The sequence below is a fragment of the Litchfieldia stipae genome, from assembly GCF_014837155.1.
Lineage (GTDB): Bacteria > Bacillota > Bacilli > Bacillales > Bacillaceae_L > Litchfieldia.
In genome coordinates this window covers 107,071-128,639 of sequence record NZ_JACYHA010000011.1, presented here as the reverse complement: position 1 = coordinate 128,639, position 21,569 = coordinate 107,071, and the positions used below count along the sequence as shown (strand labels likewise).

At 36.8% G+C, this 21,569-nt stretch carries 22 protein-coding genes and 1 pseudogene; 4 read left to right on the top strand and 19 right to left on the bottom strand.

Annotated features, from left to right (window positions below; genetic code table 11):
* Positions 1-201 precede the first annotated feature (201 nt).
* The 8 genes from F7888_RS14045 to F7888_RS14010 form a co-directional block, all read right to left on the bottom strand.
* A complete protein-coding gene (locus tag F7888_RS14045; RefSeq protein WP_191780393.1) occupies positions 202-792 on the bottom strand; it encodes a hypothetical protein in 591 nt (196 codons plus the stop codon).
* A gap of 116 nt (positions 793-908) precedes the next feature.
* A complete protein-coding gene (locus tag F7888_RS14040; RefSeq protein ID WP_191780391.1) occupies positions 909-2,510 on the bottom strand; it encodes an ABC transporter permease in 1,602 nt (533 codons plus the stop codon).
* The gene (locus tag F7888_RS14035) at positions 2,510-3,427 is read right to left on the bottom strand and encodes an ABC transporter ATP-binding protein (protein ID WP_191780389.1); all 918 of its coding nucleotides are present in this window, start codon (positions 3,425-3,427) and stop codon (positions 2,510-2,512) included. Before F7888_RS14035 ends, F7888_RS14040 begins: the two co-directional genes overlap by 1 nt.
* A 12-nt stretch (positions 3,428-3,439) precedes the next feature.
* Entirely contained in the window at positions 3,440-4,051 is a 612-nt protein-coding gene (locus tag F7888_RS14030; protein WP_191780387.1) for a TetR/AcrR family transcriptional regulator, read from the bottom strand.
* 244 nt (positions 4,052-4,295) lie between these two features.
* Positions 4,296-4,841: a histidine phosphatase family protein gene (locus tag F7888_RS14025; RefSeq protein ID WP_191780385.1), complete on the bottom strand. Its 546-nt coding sequence runs from the start codon at positions 4,839-4,841 to the stop codon at positions 4,296-4,298.
* A 163-nt stretch (positions 4,842-5,004) separates the two neighbouring features.
* On the bottom strand, positions 5,005-7,197 hold the full coding sequence (locus F7888_RS14020; protein WP_191780383.1) for a YhgE/Pip domain-containing protein: 2,193 nt from the start codon (positions 7,195-7,197) through the stop codon (positions 5,005-5,007).
* Position 7,198: 1 nt separating this feature from the next.
* Positions 7,199-7,699: an RrF2 family transcriptional regulator gene (locus tag F7888_RS14015; RefSeq protein WP_191780381.1), complete on the bottom strand. Its 501-nt coding sequence runs from the start codon at positions 7,697-7,699 to the stop codon at positions 7,199-7,201.
* A 219-nt stretch (positions 7,700-7,918) separates the two neighbouring features.
* Positions 7,919-8,383, bottom strand: a complete 465-nt coding sequence (locus tag F7888_RS14010; RefSeq protein ID WP_191780379.1) for a DinB family protein — start codon at positions 8,381-8,383, stop codon at positions 7,919-7,921.
* Positions 8,384-8,705: 322 nt separating this feature from the next.
* On the opposite strand from F7888_RS14010, the gene F7888_RS14005 reads away from it, so the two are divergent.
* Entirely contained in the window at positions 8,706-9,257 is a 552-nt protein-coding gene (locus F7888_RS14005) for a GNAT family N-acetyltransferase (RefSeq protein WP_191780377.1), read from the top strand.
* A 32-nt stretch (positions 9,258-9,289) separates the two neighbouring features.
* On the opposite strand, the gene F7888_RS14000 is transcribed toward F7888_RS14005, so the two are convergent.
* Positions 9,290-10,234, bottom strand: a complete 945-nt coding sequence (locus F7888_RS14000) for a DMT family transporter (RefSeq protein WP_191780375.1) — start codon at positions 10,232-10,234, stop codon at positions 9,290-9,292.
* Between the two features lie 181 nt (positions 10,235-10,415).
* Here F7888_RS14000 and F7888_RS13995 point away from each other — a divergent pair, with 181 nt between their 5' ends.
* On the top strand, positions 10,416-10,901 hold the full coding sequence (locus F7888_RS13995) for a GNAT family N-acetyltransferase (protein WP_191780373.1): 486 nt from the start codon (positions 10,416-10,418) through the stop codon (positions 10,899-10,901).
* A 50-nt stretch (positions 10,902-10,951) separates the two neighbouring features.
* Here F7888_RS13995 and F7888_RS13990 read toward each other — a convergent pair whose 3' ends face one another.
* From F7888_RS13990 to F7888_RS13960, 7 genes are all read right to left on the bottom strand, one after another.
* Positions 10,952-11,668 (bottom strand): hypothetical protein, encoded by a 717-nt coding sequence (locus tag F7888_RS13990; RefSeq protein WP_225228798.1) that lies wholly within the window; start codon positions 11,666-11,668, stop codon positions 10,952-10,954.
* A gap of 287 nt (positions 11,669-11,955) precedes the next feature.
* Positions 11,956-12,324, bottom strand: coding sequence for an iron chaperone (locus F7888_RS13985; protein WP_191780371.1), 369 nt, complete (start codon positions 12,322-12,324; stop codon positions 11,956-11,958).
* A 19-nt stretch (positions 12,325-12,343) separates the two neighbouring features.
* On the bottom strand, positions 12,344-13,018 hold the full coding sequence (locus F7888_RS13980) for a hypothetical protein (RefSeq protein ID WP_191780369.1): 675 nt from the start codon (positions 13,016-13,018) through the stop codon (positions 12,344-12,346).
* 92 nt (positions 13,019-13,110) lie between these two features.
* Positions 13,111-13,566 carry a DinB family protein gene (locus F7888_RS13975; RefSeq protein WP_225228797.1) on the bottom strand — a complete coding sequence of 152 codons (456 nt, stop codon included), beginning with the start codon at positions 13,564-13,566 and terminating at the stop codon, positions 13,111-13,113.
* A gap of 484 nt (positions 13,567-14,050) precedes the next feature.
* Positions 14,051-14,512 carry a DUF3888 domain-containing protein gene (locus tag F7888_RS13970; protein ID WP_191780364.1) on the bottom strand — a complete coding sequence of 154 codons (462 nt, stop codon included), beginning with the start codon at positions 14,510-14,512 and terminating at the stop codon, positions 14,051-14,053.
* 231 nt (positions 14,513-14,743) lie between these two features.
* Positions 14,744-15,163: a universal stress protein gene (locus F7888_RS13965; RefSeq protein WP_191780362.1), complete on the bottom strand. Its 420-nt coding sequence runs from the start codon at positions 15,161-15,163 to the stop codon at positions 14,744-14,746.
* 508 nt (positions 15,164-15,671) lie between these two features.
* Complete coding sequence (locus F7888_RS13960) at positions 15,672-17,135, bottom strand: SulP family inorganic anion transporter (RefSeq protein ID WP_191780360.1); 1,464 nt, start codon at positions 17,133-17,135, stop codon at positions 15,672-15,674.
* 175 nt (positions 17,136-17,310) lie between these two features.
* On the opposite strand from F7888_RS13960, the gene F7888_RS13955 reads away from it, so the two are divergent.
* Positions 17,311-17,853 (top strand): recombinase family protein, encoded by a 543-nt coding sequence (locus F7888_RS13955; protein ID WP_191780358.1) that lies wholly within the window; start codon positions 17,311-17,313, stop codon positions 17,851-17,853.
* 41 nt (positions 17,854-17,894) lie between these two features.
* On the opposite strand, the gene F7888_RS13950 is transcribed toward F7888_RS13955, so the two are convergent.
* From F7888_RS13950 to tnpB, 3 genes and pseudogenes are all read right to left on the bottom strand, one after another.
* A complete protein-coding gene (locus F7888_RS13950) occupies positions 17,895-18,371 on the bottom strand; it encodes a hypothetical protein (RefSeq protein WP_191780356.1) in 477 nt (158 codons plus the stop codon).
* 321 nt (positions 18,372-18,692) lie between these two features.
* Positions 18,693-19,070: pseudogene (locus F7888_RS13945) on the bottom strand (3-phosphoshikimate 1-carboxyvinyltransferase); the annotation flags it as partial.
* 121 nt (positions 19,071-19,191) lie between these two features.
* Positions 19,192-20,310 (bottom strand): IS200/IS605 family element RNA-guided endonuclease TnpB, encoded by a 1,119-nt coding sequence (gene tnpB, locus F7888_RS13940; RefSeq protein ID WP_191780407.1) that lies wholly within the window; start codon positions 20,308-20,310, stop codon positions 19,192-19,194.
* Between the two features lie 249 nt (positions 20,311-20,559).
* Here tnpB and uvsE point away from each other — a divergent pair, with 249 nt between their 5' ends.
* Positions 20,560-21,513, top strand: coding sequence for a UV DNA damage repair endonuclease UvsE (gene uvsE, locus F7888_RS13935; protein ID WP_191780354.1), 954 nt, complete (start codon positions 20,560-20,562; stop codon positions 21,511-21,513).
* The last annotated feature ends 56 nt before the right edge of the window (positions 21,514-21,569 follow it).

Sequence of the window (21,569 nt, the reverse complement as noted above, 5' to 3'; positions counted from 1 at the left end):
GCACCCTAATTGCACTGATGACAATAGCTATTGTCAAGATGCCAGTAAGGGTGCTATTTGCTATAATGTTTTGCGTTTATTTCCTTTAAAATCATTGTACTACCAACGAAAATATAGATGCTATTAACTGTGCTAAAATGGATGCTAATCCATATGCTATTTTCAATGTTTCTCCACAAAAACTGAACTACTTAGAATAATTCATCGGGCTTTTTTCGTTTTTTTGTCAGACTCTGCCTTCGTTCTTTCTTCGATTATACCAGTGATTTTCTCTTTCATCTCATCAGTCGTCACGAGACATTTAATCGAGAGCAGCTTTCCCTTAATAACTAGTTCTTGACCAGCGTTGACTTCGTCAGAAAATCCATAATAACGATGATTAATCGTAATCGGAACAAATTCATAGCTCTTAATCCGCTTCCATGGAATGAAGGTAGATCCTCCTACAACTCCATCCTCCACAATTGAAAATAAATTAAAGACATTTCTCGTATTAATCAAAGGGATGATAATAAATAAATAGAAATACCAATCCGCCTCATGTGCAAATGATCCCAGAAAAAACATAACGAATGCAAATAATAATGCAAAAAGATAGAAGCCAATTCCTAGCTTTTGCGTTGAATACTTAGGGAAGGCAACTGGTTTCTGAGGATACATTCGAAGCGAAACTCGCTCCTCTTCAGTAATTGGCAGGATATTGTTTTTCCTCATTTTCACCATCACTCGTACGAACTTAAAACAATAATAACTAATGATCAAAAATATGATAATTCCAAAAAGTTCTTTCAAAATCGTTTCTCCTTTTTATCCAAACTTCAACTATCTCTACGAATAACAAGTGTAAGTGGTTTCATTTTTTCACAAGATCAGAGGAAGGTTCTTCACTCAAACCTCCCCCTAAGAAGTTAATTCGCGATATCTCGCTTTCTAAAGGTCAAGAATGCGATCATCATAAAGCCAGCCGCTACTAGGCTTAATACAAACAGTGGCATAAATGTTGCATCCTCTATTGGCACTTGTGGGACATGACCAAATGGAGAAAGCTCCCCTACCCAATCTGGAAATTGCATTAAGTTTCCTAGATACAGAACGAAGAATGAGTAGATAAAGTAGATCCAGATCAAATGAGTTTGTCTTGGTAATAAGCCGTTAAGGAATGCAGTCATTCCTATCATCACAAGCATGGCTGGTAAATAAACCATTGCTGCACCAAATACCATGTCAAAAGCAAGCCCATCCTCCATCACAGCAGTACCAGTTGACCATAATCCCAGTGCACTCATTGTTATCATAACAATACCATTCACTATCGCCAAAAGTAAATAGGAGCCTAGAAGCTGAGACCTCGAAACAGCTTTAGTTAACATATGCTCGGTACGTTCCTTCTTCTCCTCACCACGCAATTTGTTCATCGCCATGACTGGTGGTATCGTAGATATCAAAGAAATAACAATCATAAGAGTTGGAAGAAATTGCTCTACGATCGTTGCCCCTTCAGCTTGCTGGAGCATTAACTCATACATTTCATTACCGGCAAAGAATGATTCCAAATCACCAAAGATGGATCCATAGGAAGCTCCAAGTACATATAATCCGATCGCCCAAGCGATAAATCCCGTTCTTTGTAATCGAAAGGCTAAACCAAATGGACTAAGTAAAAGACGTGACGCATATCTCTTTCCAGGTTTTGCTGGGAAAAACCCTTGATCCAAATCACGAATACTATTTAAATAATTTGCGATGATAAATAGCACAATCGACACAGCTACCATTAATATAATTGGGCCCCAATTGTTCGATGAATAGACCTCTGCCTTTGTCACCCACCCTAATGGAGAAAGCCAAGAAAGGGCTTCATTGCTTATATCCGTAATTGCTCGAAACAGATAAGCAAAGAGTAAAATCGCAATTGACCAACCAATAGTCCCACGCGAACTATCAGAAAGCTGGGCAAATACAGCTGTCACTCCGGCAAAAACAAGTCCGGTTCCCCCTAATGCAGCACCATATAACAAGGATCCTTCTAAATCCATGCTCTCAATTCCAAGACCAAACAGACCAAATCCAATTACGAAAGTTAAGATGATAAAAGCCCCACTAATGACAGCTAATGTAGCATTTAAATATGACAGACGACCAGTAGGTAAGGATCGAAGCAATTCAAGACGACCATCCTCTTCATCTGCTCTAGTATGCTTTGTCACTAGTAAAATCGCCATGATTCCAACAATATCTGCTGTCATCAAGATCATCTGATGGGCTGTCATTGCACCTGTCGTATAATTTTCAAGATCACCTGTCCCTAACATCGCTGTCATTGCGGGATTAGCCATCGTTTGAATGATTGTATCTCTCTCCTCCTGAGTTGTATATAAGCCTTCAAATGCAGGAGGAATCATAATCGTAAATAAAGCTAAGCTAATTATCCAAATTGGGATTCTGATTCGATCAAGCCGGAGAATAAAGCGAGACAGTTTGGCTGTCCCTGCAAATCTACTTTGATCCATTACTGGACACCTCCTGTTTCTTTCCCTTCTGATCGACCCTTGTTCTCATAATGCCTCATAAATAAATCTTCAAGTGTAGGAGGTGCACTTTCTAGCTTCACAATCCCAAACTGACTAATATGTCTGATAGCATTGTCTAGCTCTTCTGTATCCACCTGGAAGCTCAACCCTTGGTCTGTTTCTTCAATTTCATGAATTCCTCGTAATTGTTGAAGTTCTGATACAGGTTGCTTAGTTTCAACTAGAATATGAGTACGTGTTAAATGTCGAAGCTCGTTTAGTGTTCCTGTTTCAATGATCTGTCCTTGGCGAATAATCCCTACCCGATCACATAGTTTCTCTACTTCAGACAGGATGTGACTTGATAAAAGAACACTTTTCCCTCTATTTTTCACATCCATCACGCATTCTTGGAACACTTGCTCCATCAATGGATCAAGTCCTGAAGTTGGTTCATCTAGAATATACAAATCTGCATCAACAGAAAATGCCGCAATCAATGCAACCTTTTGCCGATTTCCCTTCGAATATGTTCTACATTTTTTGGTCGGGTCCAAATCAAATTTCTTAATCAATTCTTCTCTTCTGCTTTGGTTACCGGTTCCACGAAGCTTCACAAATAGATCAATAACCTCCCCACCTGTTAAATTGGGCCATAAGTTCACATCTCCTGGTACATAGGCCAATCGCTTATGAATGTCCACCGCATCATTCCAAGCGTCCTTACCGAAAAGCTTGACGTCTCCTTCAGTTGCTTTCAAAATCCCTAGTAATACACGGATAGTCGTTGATTTACCAGCTCCATTCGGCCCAATAAAACCAAAAACCTCTCCGCTTCCCACTTCAAATTGAACACCATCTAAAGCTGTAAATCTCCCAAACTTCTTTGTTAAATTCTTAACTTCCAATACGCTCATGTTTCATCCTCCTTATTTGTAAAAACTAGATTTCAATATTTGAGAATAACTCTCCCATTCTTTAAGATATTCCTCTCCCACTTTGTCAAAAGAAATGAGTTGTTTGATTGCTTTTTCTCCAAAAGCGTACATTGTCCAGGTTAGAATTTCGATTGCTTTTTGAATATCGATGTCGTCGCGAAATTTGGTGTAGTCGATATTCTCATATATTCTGGCAAAGCCTTCTTTTTGAATCAATTGAATCCTACCTTGGATATCGGCCTTCACCTCATCTGACTCCTCTTGATATAACGAAGTCAGGAAATCAAATACCTGTGGATATTTTCGTTGAATCTGTAGCTTTTCAAATCCCAATTTTTCAAGTCTTACAAAAAGATCCGTTTCAGTTAGATCAATATGTTCAAAGATAATCTCAACCACTTTCATCCCATAATCGATTAGATAAAAGTAAAGCTGCTTCTTATTATGAAAATAATTAAATAATGATCCTTTAGAGATTTGAGCCTCTTTTACGATTTCATTTGTTGATGCTTTATCAAAGCCACTTTGAACAAATTCTTTCAGCGCAGCGTTAATAATGCGCTCCTGTTTCTCTGGCTTTAGACTATTGAATAACGAATTCATACTGAGCCTCCTTTCTGCGATTCTCCATTTTGATCATTCCACGTTACAAAATGACCAAACTGGTCATTAGTGTCCAAAAATAAAGGAAGACTAGTTATAGAATGTGTCTTCCACTTAAATTTGATACAACGAATATCAAATACTCAGAAATAAATAAAAATAATAAATCTACCCACAAAATACTCCCTTTTTAGTCTTTTGTCAATTGCTTATTGATTTATTTCCAAATTCCTTCACAAATATATTAATCTTTCCATATACGCTTTATATCATAAGCGGCATCTGATATTTTTAATCGAAACACGTCTGGATTACTTAAGGTTTTCCATTGTTCAAACCCAAAGTTTTTGTCATAGTAGTTTAATAATAAAGAGATAATTCCACCATGGGCGACGATGATAGTATATTCATCATCATTTTCTATCATTTCTTCGATCACCTCTACAATACGCTTTTTGGCTTCATTACTAGATTCTCCGCCTTCATACTTTAGATTCATAGCAACAAATGTTGCTTCAAGTTTATCCATCCAATCTGGAAAAAAGGTGGTACTCAGCATCCGTTCCGTTAATCGGGGGTCTAGTTCAATTTCGATCTTTCTAGCCTCAGCAAAAGGTGTGATCGTTTGAATCGCTCTCAAACAAGGACTGGAAATGATTCGATCTACCTTTCTATCAATTAGAAAATCTGATAGTTGATCTGCTTGTACAAACCCATTTTCTGTTAATGATGAATCAGATGATTGTCCCTTTGCTTCACAATGTCTAATAATATAGATGTTTTTATCCATGGATTGCTCCTTAACACTGAATTTTCAAGGCTCTTACATGGTCCACTCGCTTAATACTCTTGATTAAATCAATCCACCCTCAATTTTACAATATTTTCAGAAAAAAGTGGTCACAAATTAAACAAATAAGACACCGATTTCACTCGATGCCTCATTTGTATTATTAATTTTCAGTAGCTATTTGTTGACCACGTTTATTCTTCACATGCAAGAACAGGAACAATAGAGCGTTGAAAATGACAATACATCCGACAAGCATGAGTACGCTTCTGATGAATAGATCATTTCCAAGTGAACCGGTCATTGCTTCCCTTAAACCATAGATTACATAGGTCATTGGCATATAAGGATTAATCGCATGGAAGAAATCATTCTGTAAAGCAATTGGGAACATTCCTCCGCTAGATCCAAGCTGCAAGACTAGGAGGATCATGGCGATAAATCGCCCTGGATTTCCTAATAGAATCACTAATAACATAAGGAAGAACATGTACGTCAATGAAGCTAATACAGATATGAGAACAAACTGGCCGATATTCTGTACCTCTAATCCCATCCCGTATCTAACAATCGTATCAAGTATTAAAGCCCCAGCAACTGCGGGTACGACACCTAATGAAAACTTACTAATCCACCATGCAAGACCTGATGTTGGGCTTGTTGTTGTTTCACGTAATGGGAAAATCATATTGAATGCCAAGGCACCAATATATAATCCGAGTGAAATAAACATTGGAGCCAATGCGTGTCCGTAGTTTGGTACCTCATTGGTTTTAGCCTCTTTCAAGGTAACCGGTGATACGAGCATGTCATAATTTTCATCTGTTGTCTGAATACTTTCTACCGTATCAGCACCCTCAGCAAGCTTTTCTGCTAGTTCCCCGGTCCCATCATGCAAGGTCAATATCCCTTCACCTAATTCTGATGAACCTTCTGTAAGCTTACTAGCTCCATCATGTAATTGAGTGGCGCCATCAGCAAGCTGTGAAACACCATTTTTTAGCACAGGTAATTTACTAGATAGGGTATCGATTCCTTGGACAAGCTGGGCTGATCCATCTTTAAGGTCTGATGACTTTGAATCAAGTTGATCAATGGCACCTACTAACTGAGGTAACTGGTTATTTAAATTGGCAGTAGCTGAAGTTAACACATCACTTCCACTCACAGCCTGATTCATTCCAGCAGCTAACTTCTCAGACCCTTGAATCATACCATTATCACCAGCTAACACCTGGCTAATCGTTTGATACCCCCCAATTGCACCGATTGCTTTTGGTTGTACCTGATTAACAACAGCCGTCAACGTGTTAATTTGAGCAATCAATTCAGGTGAAGCCCCTGACTGACTAGCAGCCTGCTGCAATTGATTGATTGCTTGCTGAATCGATGATAAGCCTTCTGTCAGCTGTGTGATTTCACTCTGTGAAGGTAATTGTTGATTCAATTGATTTAACCCGTTCGTAAGATTCTGACTACCAGTGGCTAACTCATTTAACGCACTATTTAGCGTTTGTTGACCCTGTGCAAGCTTTGGAACTCCATTTTCTTCGTCTATTAAAACCACCGATTTTTCATGCAGCTGCTCGATACCATCTGTATATTGAGTAATCCCCTCATTTAATTGGCTTGCTCCAGAATAAAGTTCATTTGCTCCTTCAATAAAACTTCCAACTCCCACTTGTATGGTATCAACACCATTTTTAAAGGTTAAGATGCTTGAAGCAAGCTTGCTAAGATTTTCTGTGATTTCTCTATTTCCAGCCTGTAGTTGTTCAACCCCATCATTGATTTGAACTGCTCCATCAGCAGCTTCAGCAAATCCTTCCCCCATATCGCTGATTTGTGAAAAAATCACTCTTGTATATTCTTCAGTTACCGTTTTGGATATTTCCTGATTAATACGATTCATGGCTTGTTCACTAATGGTTACGCTAAAGAAGTTTCGTCCTGGGTTCACTTCATAGCTAAGACTCATTTTTTCAGGATGGTCCTCCATCACTGTTGAAGCACTTTTCGAGAAATCCTTTGGAATGGTGATCACCATATAATAATCTCCATCCTCAAATCCCGCTTGTGCTTCTTCTTGACTGACAAAATACCACTTCAGACTATCATTTTCTTTCAAGTAGTTAACCAGTTCATCACCAATGGCTAATGTTTTCCCTTCCATTTCCGACGGTTCATCAAGATTAACCACCGCAACCGGCAGATTCGAAGTGCTTCCAAATGGATCCCAGTATGCACTAAGGATAATACCAGCATAAATAATCGGAATGAACGGGATCGCAATCATCATTAGAATGAGCATTCGATTATTTAAGACTTTCTTCCATTCCCCTTTTAACATATTCATGTTACTCACCTCGTTCTTGTTGTTGTAAATATTCCGTTAGAGAGGTTGTATTCCAGTTAAGGACTGGTAGGTGGTCAGTACCAAAGCCTTTCTTCAATAGTTCAGCTAAGGTAATGCCAGAGAAATAGTGAATAAGCAATTCATCTGCTTTTTTGAACACATTTCTAAGCAGGTCAGTTCCTTTTTCAGCATTTTTTCCACCTTTAAAAACAAGATTAATTAATCCCGTGTCTGGGAAGATTGAAATTTCCTCGATTGCTTCAATCACATCAAGTAAGGTAATGTCTTCCAGTTTTCTTGCTAAAGCAATACCACCTTTATTCCCTGAAACCGAAGTAATAATATTCTTCACGACTAATTTTCGTGTAATTTTTTTCAAATAAGAAGGAGATACTTCTAAACGTTTACTAATCTCATCCGTCGATAACGGCTCACTTGATTCCTGCGTCGCTAAAAAAATCAGAATACAGGCAGCCTGTTCAACCCCTTTAGTTAATTGCAATACCAAACACCTCTTTCAATATCCATTATATATAACAATCATCCATTATGGATTCTTTTTATCCATAATGATATTAAATACGATTCTAATTAAAAAAGCAAGTACTTTGTCACATCAAAAATCCTTCATCATTAGTGTGAAGGATTTTTCATTCGATATACATTTTGAACGTTTCCCCAAGCGAAAAAGTCCTCTTCCATGCCAAAAGATAACTTATTATTATTCAAACATTAAAATGTTCGGATCTTTGTTATAGCAATGAACCAGTATTGCATGTAATTGGCCTCTATGATGGTAGAGATGTGCCAAAATTTCTAACAACCATTCGTATCTCGTATAGGTTACTCCCCAATACGCCGTGGTTTCTTGCACCAATTTCTCTTCAGACAGATTCATATAGTTCTCTTTTAACGCCTCAAAATGATCACGCAAACCTTCTTTTATTAAATCAATCGTATGATAGGAGACACCTGAGTAAAAAGCACTCATTTCCTCTTCCGTTGCTTCATTTGAAATCCGCCAATCTGCTTCACATATCACAGCTATATGCTCCAGCAGTTCCCCAACAGAGTGTTTATTTACAGTCGGTCTTTTCTTTAAATCCTTTTCCTCTAACTGATCAACAATTTCAATAATCGTATTCATAGCAACCTCGATCTGATGCAACACGCTTTTACATTCCATACGAATTTCCCCACTTTCTTCTCACTATTCCCTCATCCTACAAAAAAATAACAGACTAGTACACCGAATTATGCTAATATTAGGAAAAAGCTAGATAAAGGATGATATCTATGTTTTTTGATAGTTTTCAAGAAGTATTTGTTTCTTTACTCTTTTGGTGGGCTGTTCTTCTTGTTTTTCAACGCTTCCCTAGACGATACCCGAAAAATAACCCTTGGAAAAAGGATATTATCATTACATTTTTTCAAGCGATAGTATTCCTTATTATTTTCCCACTTTTCCTTACATACGTATTACAAATAACAAATTAGGGTGATAGATTATGTTCATACATAAAATTGACGAAAACGTTTCATTGAAATTAATTGAATTAACTGATGCTGACAGAGTGTTTGAGCTTACAGACAACTCAAGAGAGTATTTAAGAGAATGGTTACCTTGGCTTGACTTCACACAGAATGTAGAAGATACAAAAGAGTTTATCCGAGGCACCTTAAAAGGGTATAGCGAGAATAGTAGTTTAACAACTGCTATTTTATTCAATGGTGAAATTGTCGGCGTAGCTGGCTTTAATAGTCTTAATTGGTCTAATAAGACAGCCTATATCGGTTATTGGCTCGGAAAAGACTATCAAGGCAATGGAATCATGACCAAAGTCGCGAAAGCATTAACCGATTATGCCATACATTCCCTGAATTTAAACAAAGTAGAAATAAGAGCTGCTGTTAAGAATAAGAAAAGCAGAAGCGTTCCTGAAAGACTAGGTTTTGTAAACGAAGGCACCATCAGACAAGCAGAATGGCTGTATGACCACTTCGTCGACCACATCATTTACGGAATTCTGGCGAGTGAATGGAAAAAACTACATCAATAATCAGTACCAATATAGAACTAGCAATAGCCCCTTCAACTTACCTGAAGGGGCTTTTCATTTTTAGGCGGACGCTTCGACTTAACCGAACCCTCTTTCTTCAAGGCCAAAAATAAAATCATTCCGATAATACATGCTGTACCCACCCATTGAAAAAGACCAAATGGTTCTTTCAACCAAAAGACAGTTGTTACGACAGCAGCAAGTGGTTCAATGCTACCTAGTAAACTCGTTTCTTTTGGAAGAAGACTTTGCAAGCTCTCAATATAGAACCAAAATGCAAGCATCGTTCCAAAGATAATAACAAAGATTAAATATACATAAGCTTCAAGCGTTAAGCTCCTAAAATCCATTTGCCATGCTGGATGTACAAAACTTAAAGCCACACCCCCGATGATCATCGCCCAGCCGACAACTACAAGGGAATCATACTCCTTCAATAATGGAACAGCATATAATGTATAGAATGCTAGAGCAACTCCAGATAAAACACCCCATACAATCGCTAGTGTTGGCACAGATAATTGAGACATAGAACCATTTGTTAGTAAGAAAAAGCTACCGATCAATGCCAAAGAAACAGTCACTAAATCCTTTCTTGTTAGAACCGACTGTTTGCGGAGAATCAAATATACGATAATCATCACAGGAGCTAAATACTGTAATAATGTTGCTACAGCAGCATTCCCATGTTTAATGGATGCCATATATGTATATTGCACTGCAAGCATTCCCAGTAGCCCGAAAATCAATAAATGAATCGCTGTTCTTCCGTTTTTCCAAATCCCAAAGATTTGAGAACGATCCTTTTTAATAAATTGAATTCCTAATAGTAGTAAACCGGCTATAAGCAGACGAATCGTGACCAACCAATTGATATCGATTTGATAGTCCTGAAAAAGCTTTTTGGCAACAGTTCCACCAATCCCCCAAAATATCGCTCCCGTAATCACAAGTAATATCCCTCTATGTCTATTCATGAATGAAACTCCACCTTTTAGTTATCTATACTGTTACCCATTTTAATGAATTAGAGGTCAAAAGCACAAGTTATTTTTCCAAATAATTCAGAAATACATTAATGACGTGTTTTCTATAGTGATAAATGATATACTATTTAAAATTATCGGAATTCAAAGGGATGCTAAGGGCGTGATAAGAATGGAATTAGTGATTCGAAGAATGCAAGAAGAAGACATTCAGTACGTACAACATGTAGCAAGAACCAGCTGGAATGCCACGTATGACGGCATTATTCCAGCTAAGATTCAAGAGAATTTCTTGAACTCTGCCTATAATGATGAAATGATGCTCAGACGTTTAAATCGATCTATCCTATTTGTTGCTGAAGCAGACGGAAAAATCGTCGGCTTTGCTAACTACTCTCCAGTAAATGAAGCTGGCAAAGTAGAGCTAGGGGCAATTTACTTATATCCAGAATTTCAAGGAAAAGGTGTAGGAACATCCTTATTGAACGAAGGAATTCGCCACTTAGAGGGTGTGAAGGAAATCTATATTAATGTGGAAAGAGACAATACAATTGGAAAGACATTTTATGAGGCAAAGGGTTTTGAAGTTGTCTCAGAATTTGATGACGATTTTGATGGCCACATCTTAAAAACGGTAAGAATGGTTTTAACGTTATAAAGCTCGCATTTCGCGAGCTTTGTCATCCGCGTCCTACCTATCTTTTCACATCAGGCAATATCTCCACCGTGCATTGAAAATATGTAGAAATCATCATCATTGGTTATCGTCCAGCCATCAAAGCAGGAGCTCGCATGAAAGACATCCAAAAAGACATCTCCAATTTGGACGATAAGAAGTGGAATTTGTTCAAATAACGTCACATCTTCAATGGTTTGACCAACAAACAACTCTTTCACTGTTTTCCATTGCCTTTGATTCGATTGAATATCTGTTTCCCCTATTACAATTCCATCTTTATTTCGAATTCTCCAAGGACATTCAATTATAATCGCTCCTTTCTCAAGCTGCATCATGAAATGAACCTCTGGATCAATCGTAGTTACTGTTTGTCCAATTATTCTATCAAACTGTATATCACTTATTTTTGTATGCCATAGCTTACGTGCGTGTGAGATAATCATTCCATTTATCTTGTCCGCTGTGTAGCCCTGCTGATTATCCCCGTACTGAAAATCATCAATTGCATCACTGATTTCCTGCCAATTCATCTGTTCCTCGAAGAGACCATGATTAATTGTAGTCCTATAGATTTCAGTTACGATTGACACTGCATTCTCTGTTGGACTTAATAATTGCGAATGCAGATTGTTTACATGATACTTAATACATTCCTCCTCAGAAGGAACTTCTCGCTGCAACACCTTCATAGCAGCTGAGAACATCTCTTCTATTTCAAACAGATTTAAATGTTCGTCGATAGACATACTGGCTAACTTCTTTATTTCTAGAACATCCATATATAAATGTTGATTTGCCCATTCAACATAATCTGATGCCTTGATGGAATGGGTATATTTTTTATAATACAATGCTAAAAGTTCGATTTCGATAGCCTCCTTTCATCTTCTCTACGAAAAGCGTTTGGTCTTATTTATTTACTATACATGAAAAAGCGTCTCCACTCATGATAGACGCTCCCTTCTCTACGAATATAACACTCACAAAAAAGCCCCAAGTTGACAAGAAATTTCCATGCTAACTCAGGGACACTTTATCTCCAAAATGTTGTACAATCGGCCTTATCTTGAATATTAAACGAAATCATCTTCTCAAGTAGATCGTAATTTACTTGATCCTTCCATCGAATTCGAAACAAGCCTTTGGTCATGCTATAACCCGCTTCTGTGATATCATCTGCAAAATGGGTCATACCTACTTCCTCCGGTGCCACACTCATATGCTGCTTAGCCGTGGAAAAACCGATGATATACGTGCCATGATCTGTAAACATAGGCTGGTTCCATTTAATCTCTGCCTTCAATGTAGGAAATTTCTCTGAAATCCATGCGAAAATCTCTTCCACTCGCTCGCGATGCTGCGGTTCATCAATTGTAGCTATGTATTCTGTTAAGGCTTCCATTCTATTCCTCCTAAATCAATCATAATGAATTACCTAGAATATACTCCCTTGCTAACTTAAGCATTTCATTATGTATTTCCTTATTACCCTTACCACTATCAATATAATAACCGATATGATAAACAAATCCATTATAATATGAATAAATTTCATTAGCAGATGTTGCAACTGTAACAATACGTTCCTTGGATTCATCGGATTCATAATATCTATAGACTAATGCACTATTCGTTGTAATAATTTGCTGAAAAATAGGCAGTTCATCTGTTAATATCTCTTTTTTAAATTGATTACCTACAGAATCTACTTCATCCGAAAAAGGATATCCTTCAATCGGATTTTCATCAACTTCTGTCACTGAGATATTGAAAAATCCATCTACATCATTCTCGTCTTTGCTTATATAACTCAATTGCACCTGATTCTTAACATCACCCTTATCATCTTCAGATGAAACCAAGAATACTTTTGCATCATCTACTTCAAAAGGTAACTTTTTAGAATCGATAGTCATGATTTCTTTCGTTAACTGTTCAGGTAAAAAGCTCTCAAGTTCTTCAATTCCTATGGGCTTATAATACGTAATTTTTTTTCTTTCATCAAGCCTGTCAAAGGGCTTAAAAAACTCACTGTAAGTAAGCGCCACACCTTTTACTTCCTCGAAAGCTTTCCCTTTGTTTGAACATCCTATCATGCTTATACTCATAATTATTAATACAACCATTAATTTAAAAAGTTTTTTATTATTAATTTAAACTCCCACCTATTCATCAGAACCCAAATTTGTTAATCTTGAGATTGTAATTTCCCATTCATTTGCTTTAGATGATGTGCATCGTGTTTGATAAACATCTTAACATAACTTTCTCCAGAGAACTTTCGTTTCCCGCCACCAATTGTAAACCTAACATCTTTTCCAATCAACTCAACTCTATTAATCAACTCTTGGCGAGTACTAACAAAACGATCAATGATGGATTCAACCGAATCATCCTTTATGAACGCTATGCCTTCAGCATTATATTGATCATGATCTGGAAACTTAGGTAGATCGGCACCATCAACCATATGTGGTACCATCTGCTCTAGAATAAATTGATCCCAATAATATAAATGTCCAACAATTTGGATGATGGACCATTTACCTTCCTTGATTGGTTCGCAAACCCTATCTTCCGGCACTTCTTTTAACTTTAATACATCATCTATTAGACTAGCATATTGGCTGAATGTTTTATTCAATCTAAGCATCCCCTTTTTAAATATCTTTTAGTTTAAGGCAGGTATTCTCTCCAATCACTCCATGCTTTTAAATATTCATTAAGATCGTGAGGGTGCACTTTGATACAAACCCCAATCCGAGTATATAACTGAAAAATCACTTCATCTATAATTTGTTCCTCGGAATATGGCACTCAGTAAACTACTCTGATTAAACTCTGACCAAGAAGTTCTTTGTATTCCATTCACTCTACCCCAAGGAAATTCACTTTCTACCCTTTTGTATTGATTGAAGAGCTCTTTAATTAAAATGGTCATCCATTCTATTTTTTGTCCTCAAAATTTATAAATCCTACATACTAAGTTCTGCATTAACTTAATTTGTCCTGCTTTTATGACCTATTACTGATCCTGTTTCGTGAATGGCTTTATAAAATTCGAATCAAAAAAACCGCTATTGAATATGTTTCAACAACGGCGTTATTTTTTTTACAACCTATTAAGATTACTTGTCTTTTACTTTAGCTGGTTCACGGTGTATATAGTTTACTAACTCCACTTCAGAAGCAGCTAGATTTTTTCCATCAAAGTCATCATTGAACTGAATAGGTGATACTCCAAAGACAATTGTATCTGTTCCTAGTTGCCCTTTTTTGTTTTCATCGTACGTATCTACAGTAAATTTAATAACAAAAGGATAGCTAAGTTCTCTTCCTTTTTCAGTTTGCTGTAATTCCACAACATCATGTTCCTGATTCCACCAATTGTATTGAACTTGAATGGAATCCTTTTTATAATAATCTGTAACTGCTTGTCTCATTTCATCTGTAAATTGAGACAATACAAATTGATCAAAGGCTTGCTCCATTCCTTCAAAATCATGTTGATTTGCTTTTTCTGCACTAATGGGTATGGAGCTTACACACATAGAAAGCAAAATAATCGACATCATTACCAATTTCCTCATATAATCACCTCCTTGAAGTTATTATTAGAAGAAATTGGTATTTCATCCGTTAATACAATAAAATTTATTCCATTGAGTGTATTGTGTTAATTATTTGAGAAGGGTGCTTCCTTAAAGATGAAAGGTGGGTTCACATGTTCAAGGCCAGTATTAAGTTACCTTTAATTTTTTTTGCACTTATAATCATCCCTACAATGACGGGGATGTCTACAAATATTTTAAGGATCAAAGTTATTTCACAATTAAAACAGGACAGTTTGCTCTTTTTGCCACTTTGTGACTAACACTCCCTAATACAAATTCTTGCAGTACATTTAATCCTCTGCTTCCTAGTATGACTATGTCTGCATTATTTTTGTTGATATGCTCAACGATCGTCGGTCCTGGTTCTCCATTTAGTATCGTGACCTCATAAGATATTCCTGCTTCTCTTATCATACTTTCCACTTCATTAATGCGTTTTTTTCTTTTATCTTCTACGTCTGGTGAATTCCAATTAGTAAGTGCTTCAGATTTAGCTTTGCTTGGATCAATAACATAAATAATCTCTACCATAGACCCTTCACTGCATTTTGCAATATGAATAGCATTTTCCGTTGCCCGTTTTGAATGTTCTGACCCATCTGTTGCTAAATAGATATTTTTATACATGATTGATCTCTCCTTTATATAAAAAGCTGTTTTCGTATAAATTGTTGCTTTTAAAGTCGCAGCCTGAATACACTCCGCGTCCTGTGGGGTGAGCGGTGAGCCTCCTCGTCGCTGGCTCCTGCGGGGTCTCACTTTGCCCACGCATCCCACGGGAGTCTCCGTGTATTCAGCCTGCTAGAATTCTAACTTTTAAATAATGTAATGCTAAAAAGAACAAACTTTTGGAAACAGCCTTATAAAATAAACTGTATTCCTAAAAATAGGTGAAAGTGATATTACTAGTAGATTGAATATAATCAAGACTCCCATGGTTTGCGTGTGGTGTATTTAGGCTTAAGCTTTATAATCAACAATTTATACTAAAACACAACAAAGTAAGCGGTTACATCAATTCCACCTATAGTATATTATTTTTGGAAATATATCTCAAACCAATAAAAAACAACTCACTACTTTATTTATACGTGAGTTGTTTTTTATGTGTCTAACTATAAAAATGATTTCACTATTAATGCGTCGATAATTTCGCTTTGGGATCATTGAAAACCGCCATTTTATCAACAAGTTTTTTACTTGAAGCATTAAGATTTTTAACCGTCACTTGATTATCATTCTCACGGAATTTAAGTACGACTTTATCAATCGCACCAACTGCCGAATCATCCCACACATGAGAAGTTGAGAAATCGATGATCACTTGCTGATTTTTCACAGTAAAATCAAAGGCATCTACAAATCCATCCACAGATGCAAAGAATAGCTGGCCTTCCACATCAAAAATCATTTGATCACTTTCTTCACGCTTTCTTATCTTAATCGTTGAAATCTTAGCTACGAAGAAAATCGCACTTAAAATCACACCTGCAATAACACCTTTAGATAGGTCATGTGTTACAACCACAATACCAACTGTCGCAACCAATACGATTGAATCTGTTATTGGTGCTTTTCTCAAATATGAGAATGAACCCCAATCAAATGTACCTATTGATACCATAATCATAATCCCTACAAGTACAGGCATTGGGATTTGTACAACTAACTCACCTAACACAATAATCAAGAAGATTAAGAATGTACCAGCCACGAAAGTCGATAATCTACCTCTACCACCGGACTTCACATTTATCACTGATTGACCAATCATGGCACAGCCTGCCATTCCACCAAAGAAGCCTGTCACGATATTTGCCACACCTTGACCTCTTGCCTCTTGATTTTTATTACTCCCCGTTCCAGTCATATCATCTACAATTGAAGCAGTAAGTAAGCTTTCAAGCAAACCAACAATCGCTAATGCAAACGAAAATGGAAAAATAATTGCTAGTGTTTCAAATGTAAAAGGAACATTCGGGATTAATAATGAAGGTAACGTTTGTGTGATTGAACCTAAATCCCCAACCGTTCGCAACTCAAAATCTGAAAATATAGCAATAATTGTTAAGAAAACAATTGCAATCAAAGGAGCAGGAATCGCCTTGAAAAATCTTGGCACTAGGTACACAATTAAAAGCGTAATAGCTACAAAGACATAGGTCATATTTGAAATACCAATAAAATGTGGGACTTGAGCCATAAAGATCAAAATCGCTAACGCATTAACAAATCCAATCATGACAGCTCTCGGAATAAACTTCATCACCTTTGCTACCTTAAAAACACCAAAAAGAATTTGAATGATTCCAGTTAAAACCGTTGCTGCAAACAAATACTCGATCCCATAATTTCTAACTAATGGTCCCATTAACAACGCCATTGCACCCGTTGCTGCTGAAATCATGCCAGGTCTTCCACCGGTAAAGGAAATAACAACCGCCATCGTAAAGGAAGCATATAAACCGATCATCGGATCTACTCCGGCAATAATTGAGAAAGCTATTGCTTCTGGGATAAGAGCTAGAGCAACAACAATTCCAGCTAGAATATCTCCTTTAATATTGGAAAACCAATCTCGTTTTATTTTTTCAATCACTTATTAATCCTCCGTCTCTCTATTGAAAAATAAAATATAATAAATTATGACGATAATAAAAACTCACTTGAACAGTCTACCACCAACCGTTCCAAAACGGAACCTTTTTGGAACAAACTTAACATTTTTTTATGTTATAATAAAGAAATCTTATTAATAATAGGAGTTTTTAGTGATGCTAATTGGTTATATGAGACCTTCCCAAGAAGATGAAACATGTGAACAACAACTACAAACATTAACAGCCCTTAACTGTCATACTATTTATTCAGAGGATCACTCTTCCCCCAAAAAAAGAGTTAAGCTATTAGAGCTACTAACAAACCTAAAACCAGACGATAAAGTCGTTATTAATAAATTATCAATTTTAGCTGATTCATCAAGACATTTAGTTGAATTATTAGAGACATTTGATAAAAAAGGTGCTTTTATTTTCTCACTTAAAGAAGGTATTGATACTAGTAAGGCAGAGGGTTATCCATTCTACGAAATTGTAAAGCATCTTGTTGAATTCCAAAGTGACTTAATTAGTGAAAAGACCAAAAAGGGCTTATCAGATGCAAAGGAAAAAGGAATTACCTCAGGTCGACCTAGAAAACCTGACAAAAACGTCCAGCAAGCAATCGAGATGTACCAAAGTAAAAAACACACCCTAACCCAAATAAAAGAAGCAACTGGGATAAGCAAATCCACTTTATATCGATATTTAGAAAATTAAACACCGATTTTAGCAAAAAAAACGTTAAAAAAAGACCTTCATTATTTCTCGAAGGTCTTATCTATCTTTTTCTCTACAAACCTGGGCTCATAAGCGGATAATACTTCAAAAACCTCATCACCAGAAATAAAAAGGTGGTGCTCTAGATTTGGATATAGTTTACTATTAATTAAAGGGTTTCTATCAAACCATTCGATAAACTTTGAATTTGAAACTTTAAAAAAGTACGGTGAATGAGAATCTACTAAGCCACTAAAATCCGATTCAATGGTATGTAAATCTGGTCTTCCATATTCTGTGGAGTACCGAAAGGCCCACACAACATACTCTGTAGGAGTAGAAGAATTATAAAGTTGATCATATATTATTTCTACTTGGTTATCGTGAAAATCTTGAAATACTATTTTTAAATAGTCATTATGTCTTTGTATATCAACGAACTGCATTTCTGCTGGATTTCTCCCGACCAAGCTTGTCACAGGCTGCCATACATGCAAAATCTCATCTTTTTTTAACATACTCAATCTCCCTCACTCTTAATCGGTGTAAAAATTAATAATATCGCACTTTATCCCAAAGCTGAGTGGAATTACTTGGATATTGTAAGGATGGAGTTCCTGTAGATGAAGCTTTTGGATAATATGTCTCTGTTTTCCAATTATTAAATTTATTATATATTTCAGAAATAAATCCGTCCAGTAGAATCACATAATTTTAATATCCCTTATTACCTTGGCCTATTATCGTTAATTAACAAAAATTCTCTTTAGACAATTAGGTAAATACTAATTATCGTAGAAAATGTTACAGTATCATTTTCAACCAATAAGAAACTTAACTTAGTTTCGAATTATATATACCCCCAAGCCTTCCAACAATTCAAAATACTGCGGACATGTTTTAGACACACACCCTGGATCATTCAGTTGTATTCCTGCTACCCTTGAACCTATTAGAGCTAATGACATAGCCACTCTATGATCGTCATGTGTGTTGAGTAAAGCTGGTTTCGGCTTCCCTGGATATACAGTTAATCCATCCTTATATTCCTCCACCTTAATCCCCAACTTAGAAAGTTCATTACATATCACATTAATTCGATCGGATTCATGGTGTCGTATATGCCCAACCTCTTTTATCGTAATTGGTCCATCTGCAAATGGAGCAATGGCTGCTAATGTCAAAGCCTGATCAGACATCTCGCTCATCGAGATCTCAAATCCTCCTTTTAATTGAGATACACCCTCTAATTCATTGAACTACTCACCACTTAACACCCTTCCGGGTCGTTTGAAGTGGGAGATTCCTAAATACAGAAGCCTATCGGCTTCTAATTGATTAGGCTATCCCCGTAGTCCCTACGGTTAGAAGTCTTATGGCTTCATCTTTTAGATTTTGTCCTGCGTTAATATCCCTATCGTGATGTGTGCCACAAGAAGGGCAATCCCACTCACGAAGGTTGTTCGTCTTAACGTCTTTGTTTTTATATGCGCAACAAGAACATAGTTGAGAGCTAGCGAAGGTTTTAGATACGACAACAACTTCCTTGTCATACCATTTCGCTTTGTACTCCAGCATCGTGCGGAATTTTGCCCAAGATACCTGACTAATATCCAAGGCTAATCTTTCATTTTTTAACATATTGACCACTTGCAAATCTTCAATACCAATCACATCGTGATTTTTGATGATTTCAGTAGAGATTTTTTGTAAGTAGTCTGTTCGTGCCTGGGTAATTCTTTCGTGGATTTTTGCCACTTTTATACGTTGTTTATTCCAATTTGAACCACCTTTTGTACGTCTAGCAAGAATACGCTGTGCTTTGGCTAGACCTTCTTCCAGTTTATGAAACCACTTTGGATTTTCGTATTTTGTTCCATCCGAAAGGATGGCTAAGTTCTTCAGTCCTAAATCCACACCAATGGAAGAACCTGTTTTTTCTAATGCTTGCTGTTCTACTTCTGCAAGAATGGATACAAAATACTTGCCACTTGGATTACGTCTAACGGTTGTGTTAAGGATACGTCCTTCTACTTCCCGACTCTTGGAGAAGCGAACAAGCCCAAGTTTCGGTAATTTGATTTTATTGCCGACAATGGCGATATTATGGTTGGTTTCTTTTGTCGTGTAAGACTGAAGCTTATTCTTTTTAGATTTGAAGCGAGGTGATTGATTCTGTTTCTTGAAAAATCGCACATACGAATCCGCAAGGTTTTTCAAAGAGGATTGAAGGGCGATGCTGTCAACGTCTTTTAACCATACTAATTCTTTTTTTAGTTGTGTGAGTTCGGCAGAACAAGTATTGTAGGTTAATCCTTTGCCTGTTTCTTTATACGTATCCTTCCATTTCCCTAAAAAGTAATTGAAGACATAACGACTACAACCGATGGTTTTTGCAATAAGAATTTCTTGTGCTTTGGTTGGATAGATACGAAACTTATAAGATTTGTTGACCAACATTCATTTCACCTCTTTCCATTACGAATATACGTTCCTATCGTATCACAAATGGAAGGTTTTGGCTAACGCCAACCGACATTCATCTCCCACCTATTGTTGGGCTTCGCCCTTCACACGACTGAGGAGGGAGTCTTCTGTTGGAAAACGATAAAGCATGACCTCTTAAGAACTATGAATGTGCCCTCTACCTTTTGGATAATCTATCCCATAGGTATCACTTTCATAGTTAAACAAGGGGTAAAATAGATGAAGATTCGATTCGGCTACGTAGCAAACGCGTTAGGATTATGGGATGCAAGTCCATCAAAAACATTAACTTATGCTCGTTATACAGCGCTTCCTAAAGAGGAAAGACTTGATAAATTGAAAGTTATTACGATACAAAATTTACAACATACAAAAAGAATTCTCTTTTATAACATCGCACATGAAATTGAATTATATCGTTTTTCAAGCTCTCTTGTCCCTTTAGCAACCCATCCTGACGTCATGTGGGATTTCATTACACCATTCCGAAAAGAGTGGGAGGAAATAGGACATCTAATACGGCAGTTCAACCTAAGAGTAAGCTTTCACCCAAATCAATTTACACTTTTCACAAGTCCAAGAGATGAAGTGACAATGAATGCCGTCAAGGATATGGAATATCATTTTAAAATGTTGCATGCCATGAACGCTCATGAAACAGGTTTAATTAATATTCATATTGGTGGAGCCTATGGAGATAAAACGAAGTCATTAAGTCAATTCCATCACAATCTAAAAAAATTGCCCCATGAAATAAAAAAACGCATGACTCTGGAAAATGATGATAAAACATATGATGCCCTGGAAACTCTCATTACTTGTGAAAAGGAGAACATTCCAATGGTGCTCGATTATCATCACTATATGGCTAATAAAATTGATAATGAACTTCCCCTCTATTTAGATCGTATTTTTAAAACATGGGATTCCTTTAATACCGTTCCGAAAGTTCACATTTCTTCACCAAAGTCGGATCAAGCCTTTCGTTCCCATGCTGATTTTGTTTCATTAGATTTTGTTCGCCCCTTCTTAATGGTGGCAAAGGAGCTGAACCAAGACTTTGACATCATGATAGAAGCAAAACAAAAAAATCTTGCCATGCAACAGCTTGTTACTGAGATAGCAGCCATTCGAGGTGTAAAACGAATTTCTAGCTCAACCATTGAATGGTAAGGCATTTCCAGAATCAAGCAATCATAACATGCATGAACAAAAGGCAAACTCTCTTT

Coding starts and splice junctions, on each gene's coding strand:
- F7888_RS13950 (WP_191780356.1), bottom strand. CDS start 18,371: ATGTTAAAAAAAGATGAGATTTTGCATGTATGGCAGCCTGTGACAAGC.
- F7888_RS13990 (WP_225228798.1), bottom strand. CDS start 11,668: ATGTCTATCGACGAACATTTAAATCTGTTTGAAATAGAAGAGATGTTC.
- F7888_RS13980 (WP_191780369.1), bottom strand. CDS start 13,018: ATGATAGGATGTTCAAACAAAGGGAAAGCTTTCGAGGAAGTAAAAGGT.
- F7888_RS14035 (WP_191780389.1), bottom strand. CDS start 3,427: ATGAGCGTATTGGAAGTTAAGAATTTAACAAAGAAGTTTGGGAGATTT.
- F7888_RS13955 (WP_191780358.1), top strand. CDS start 17,311: ATGCTAATTGGTTATATGAGACCTTCCCAAGAAGATGAAACATGTGAA.
- F7888_RS14030 (WP_191780387.1), bottom strand. CDS start 4,051: ATGAATTCGTTATTCAATAGTCTAAAGCCAGAGAAACAGGAGCGCATT.
- F7888_RS14005 (WP_191780377.1), top strand. CDS start 8,706: ATGTTCATACATAAAATTGACGAAAACGTTTCATTGAAATTAATTGAA.
- F7888_RS14010 (WP_191780379.1), bottom strand. CDS start 8,383: ATGGAATGTAAAAGCGTGTTGCATCAGATCGAGGTTGCTATGAATACG.
- F7888_RS14000 (WP_191780375.1), bottom strand. CDS start 10,234: ATGAATAGACATAGAGGGATATTACTTGTGATTACGGGAGCGATATTT.
- uvsE (WP_191780354.1), top strand. CDS start 20,560: ATGAAGATTCGATTCGGCTACGTAGCAAACGCGTTAGGATTATGGGAT.
- F7888_RS14020 (WP_191780383.1), bottom strand. CDS start 7,197: ATGAATATGTTAAAAGGGGAATGGAAGAAAGTCTTAAATAATCGAATG.
- F7888_RS13985 (WP_191780371.1), bottom strand. CDS start 12,324: ATGGAAGCCTTAACAGAATACATAGCTACAATTGATGAACCGCAGCAT.
- F7888_RS13995 (WP_191780373.1), top strand. CDS start 10,416: ATGGAATTAGTGATTCGAAGAATGCAAGAAGAAGACATTCAGTACGTA.
- F7888_RS14040 (WP_191780391.1), bottom strand. CDS start 2,510: ATGGATCAAAGTAGATTTGCAGGGACAGCCAAACTGTCTCGCTTTATT.
- F7888_RS13970 (WP_191780364.1), bottom strand. CDS start 14,512: ATGAGGAAATTGGTAATGATGTCGATTATTTTGCTTTCTATGTGTGTA.
- F7888_RS14025 (WP_191780385.1), bottom strand. CDS start 4,841: ATGGATAAAAACATCTATATTATTAGACATTGTGAAGCAAAGGGACAA.
- F7888_RS13965 (WP_191780362.1), bottom strand. CDS start 15,163: ATGTATAAAAATATCTATTTAGCAACAGATGGGTCAGAACATTCAAAA.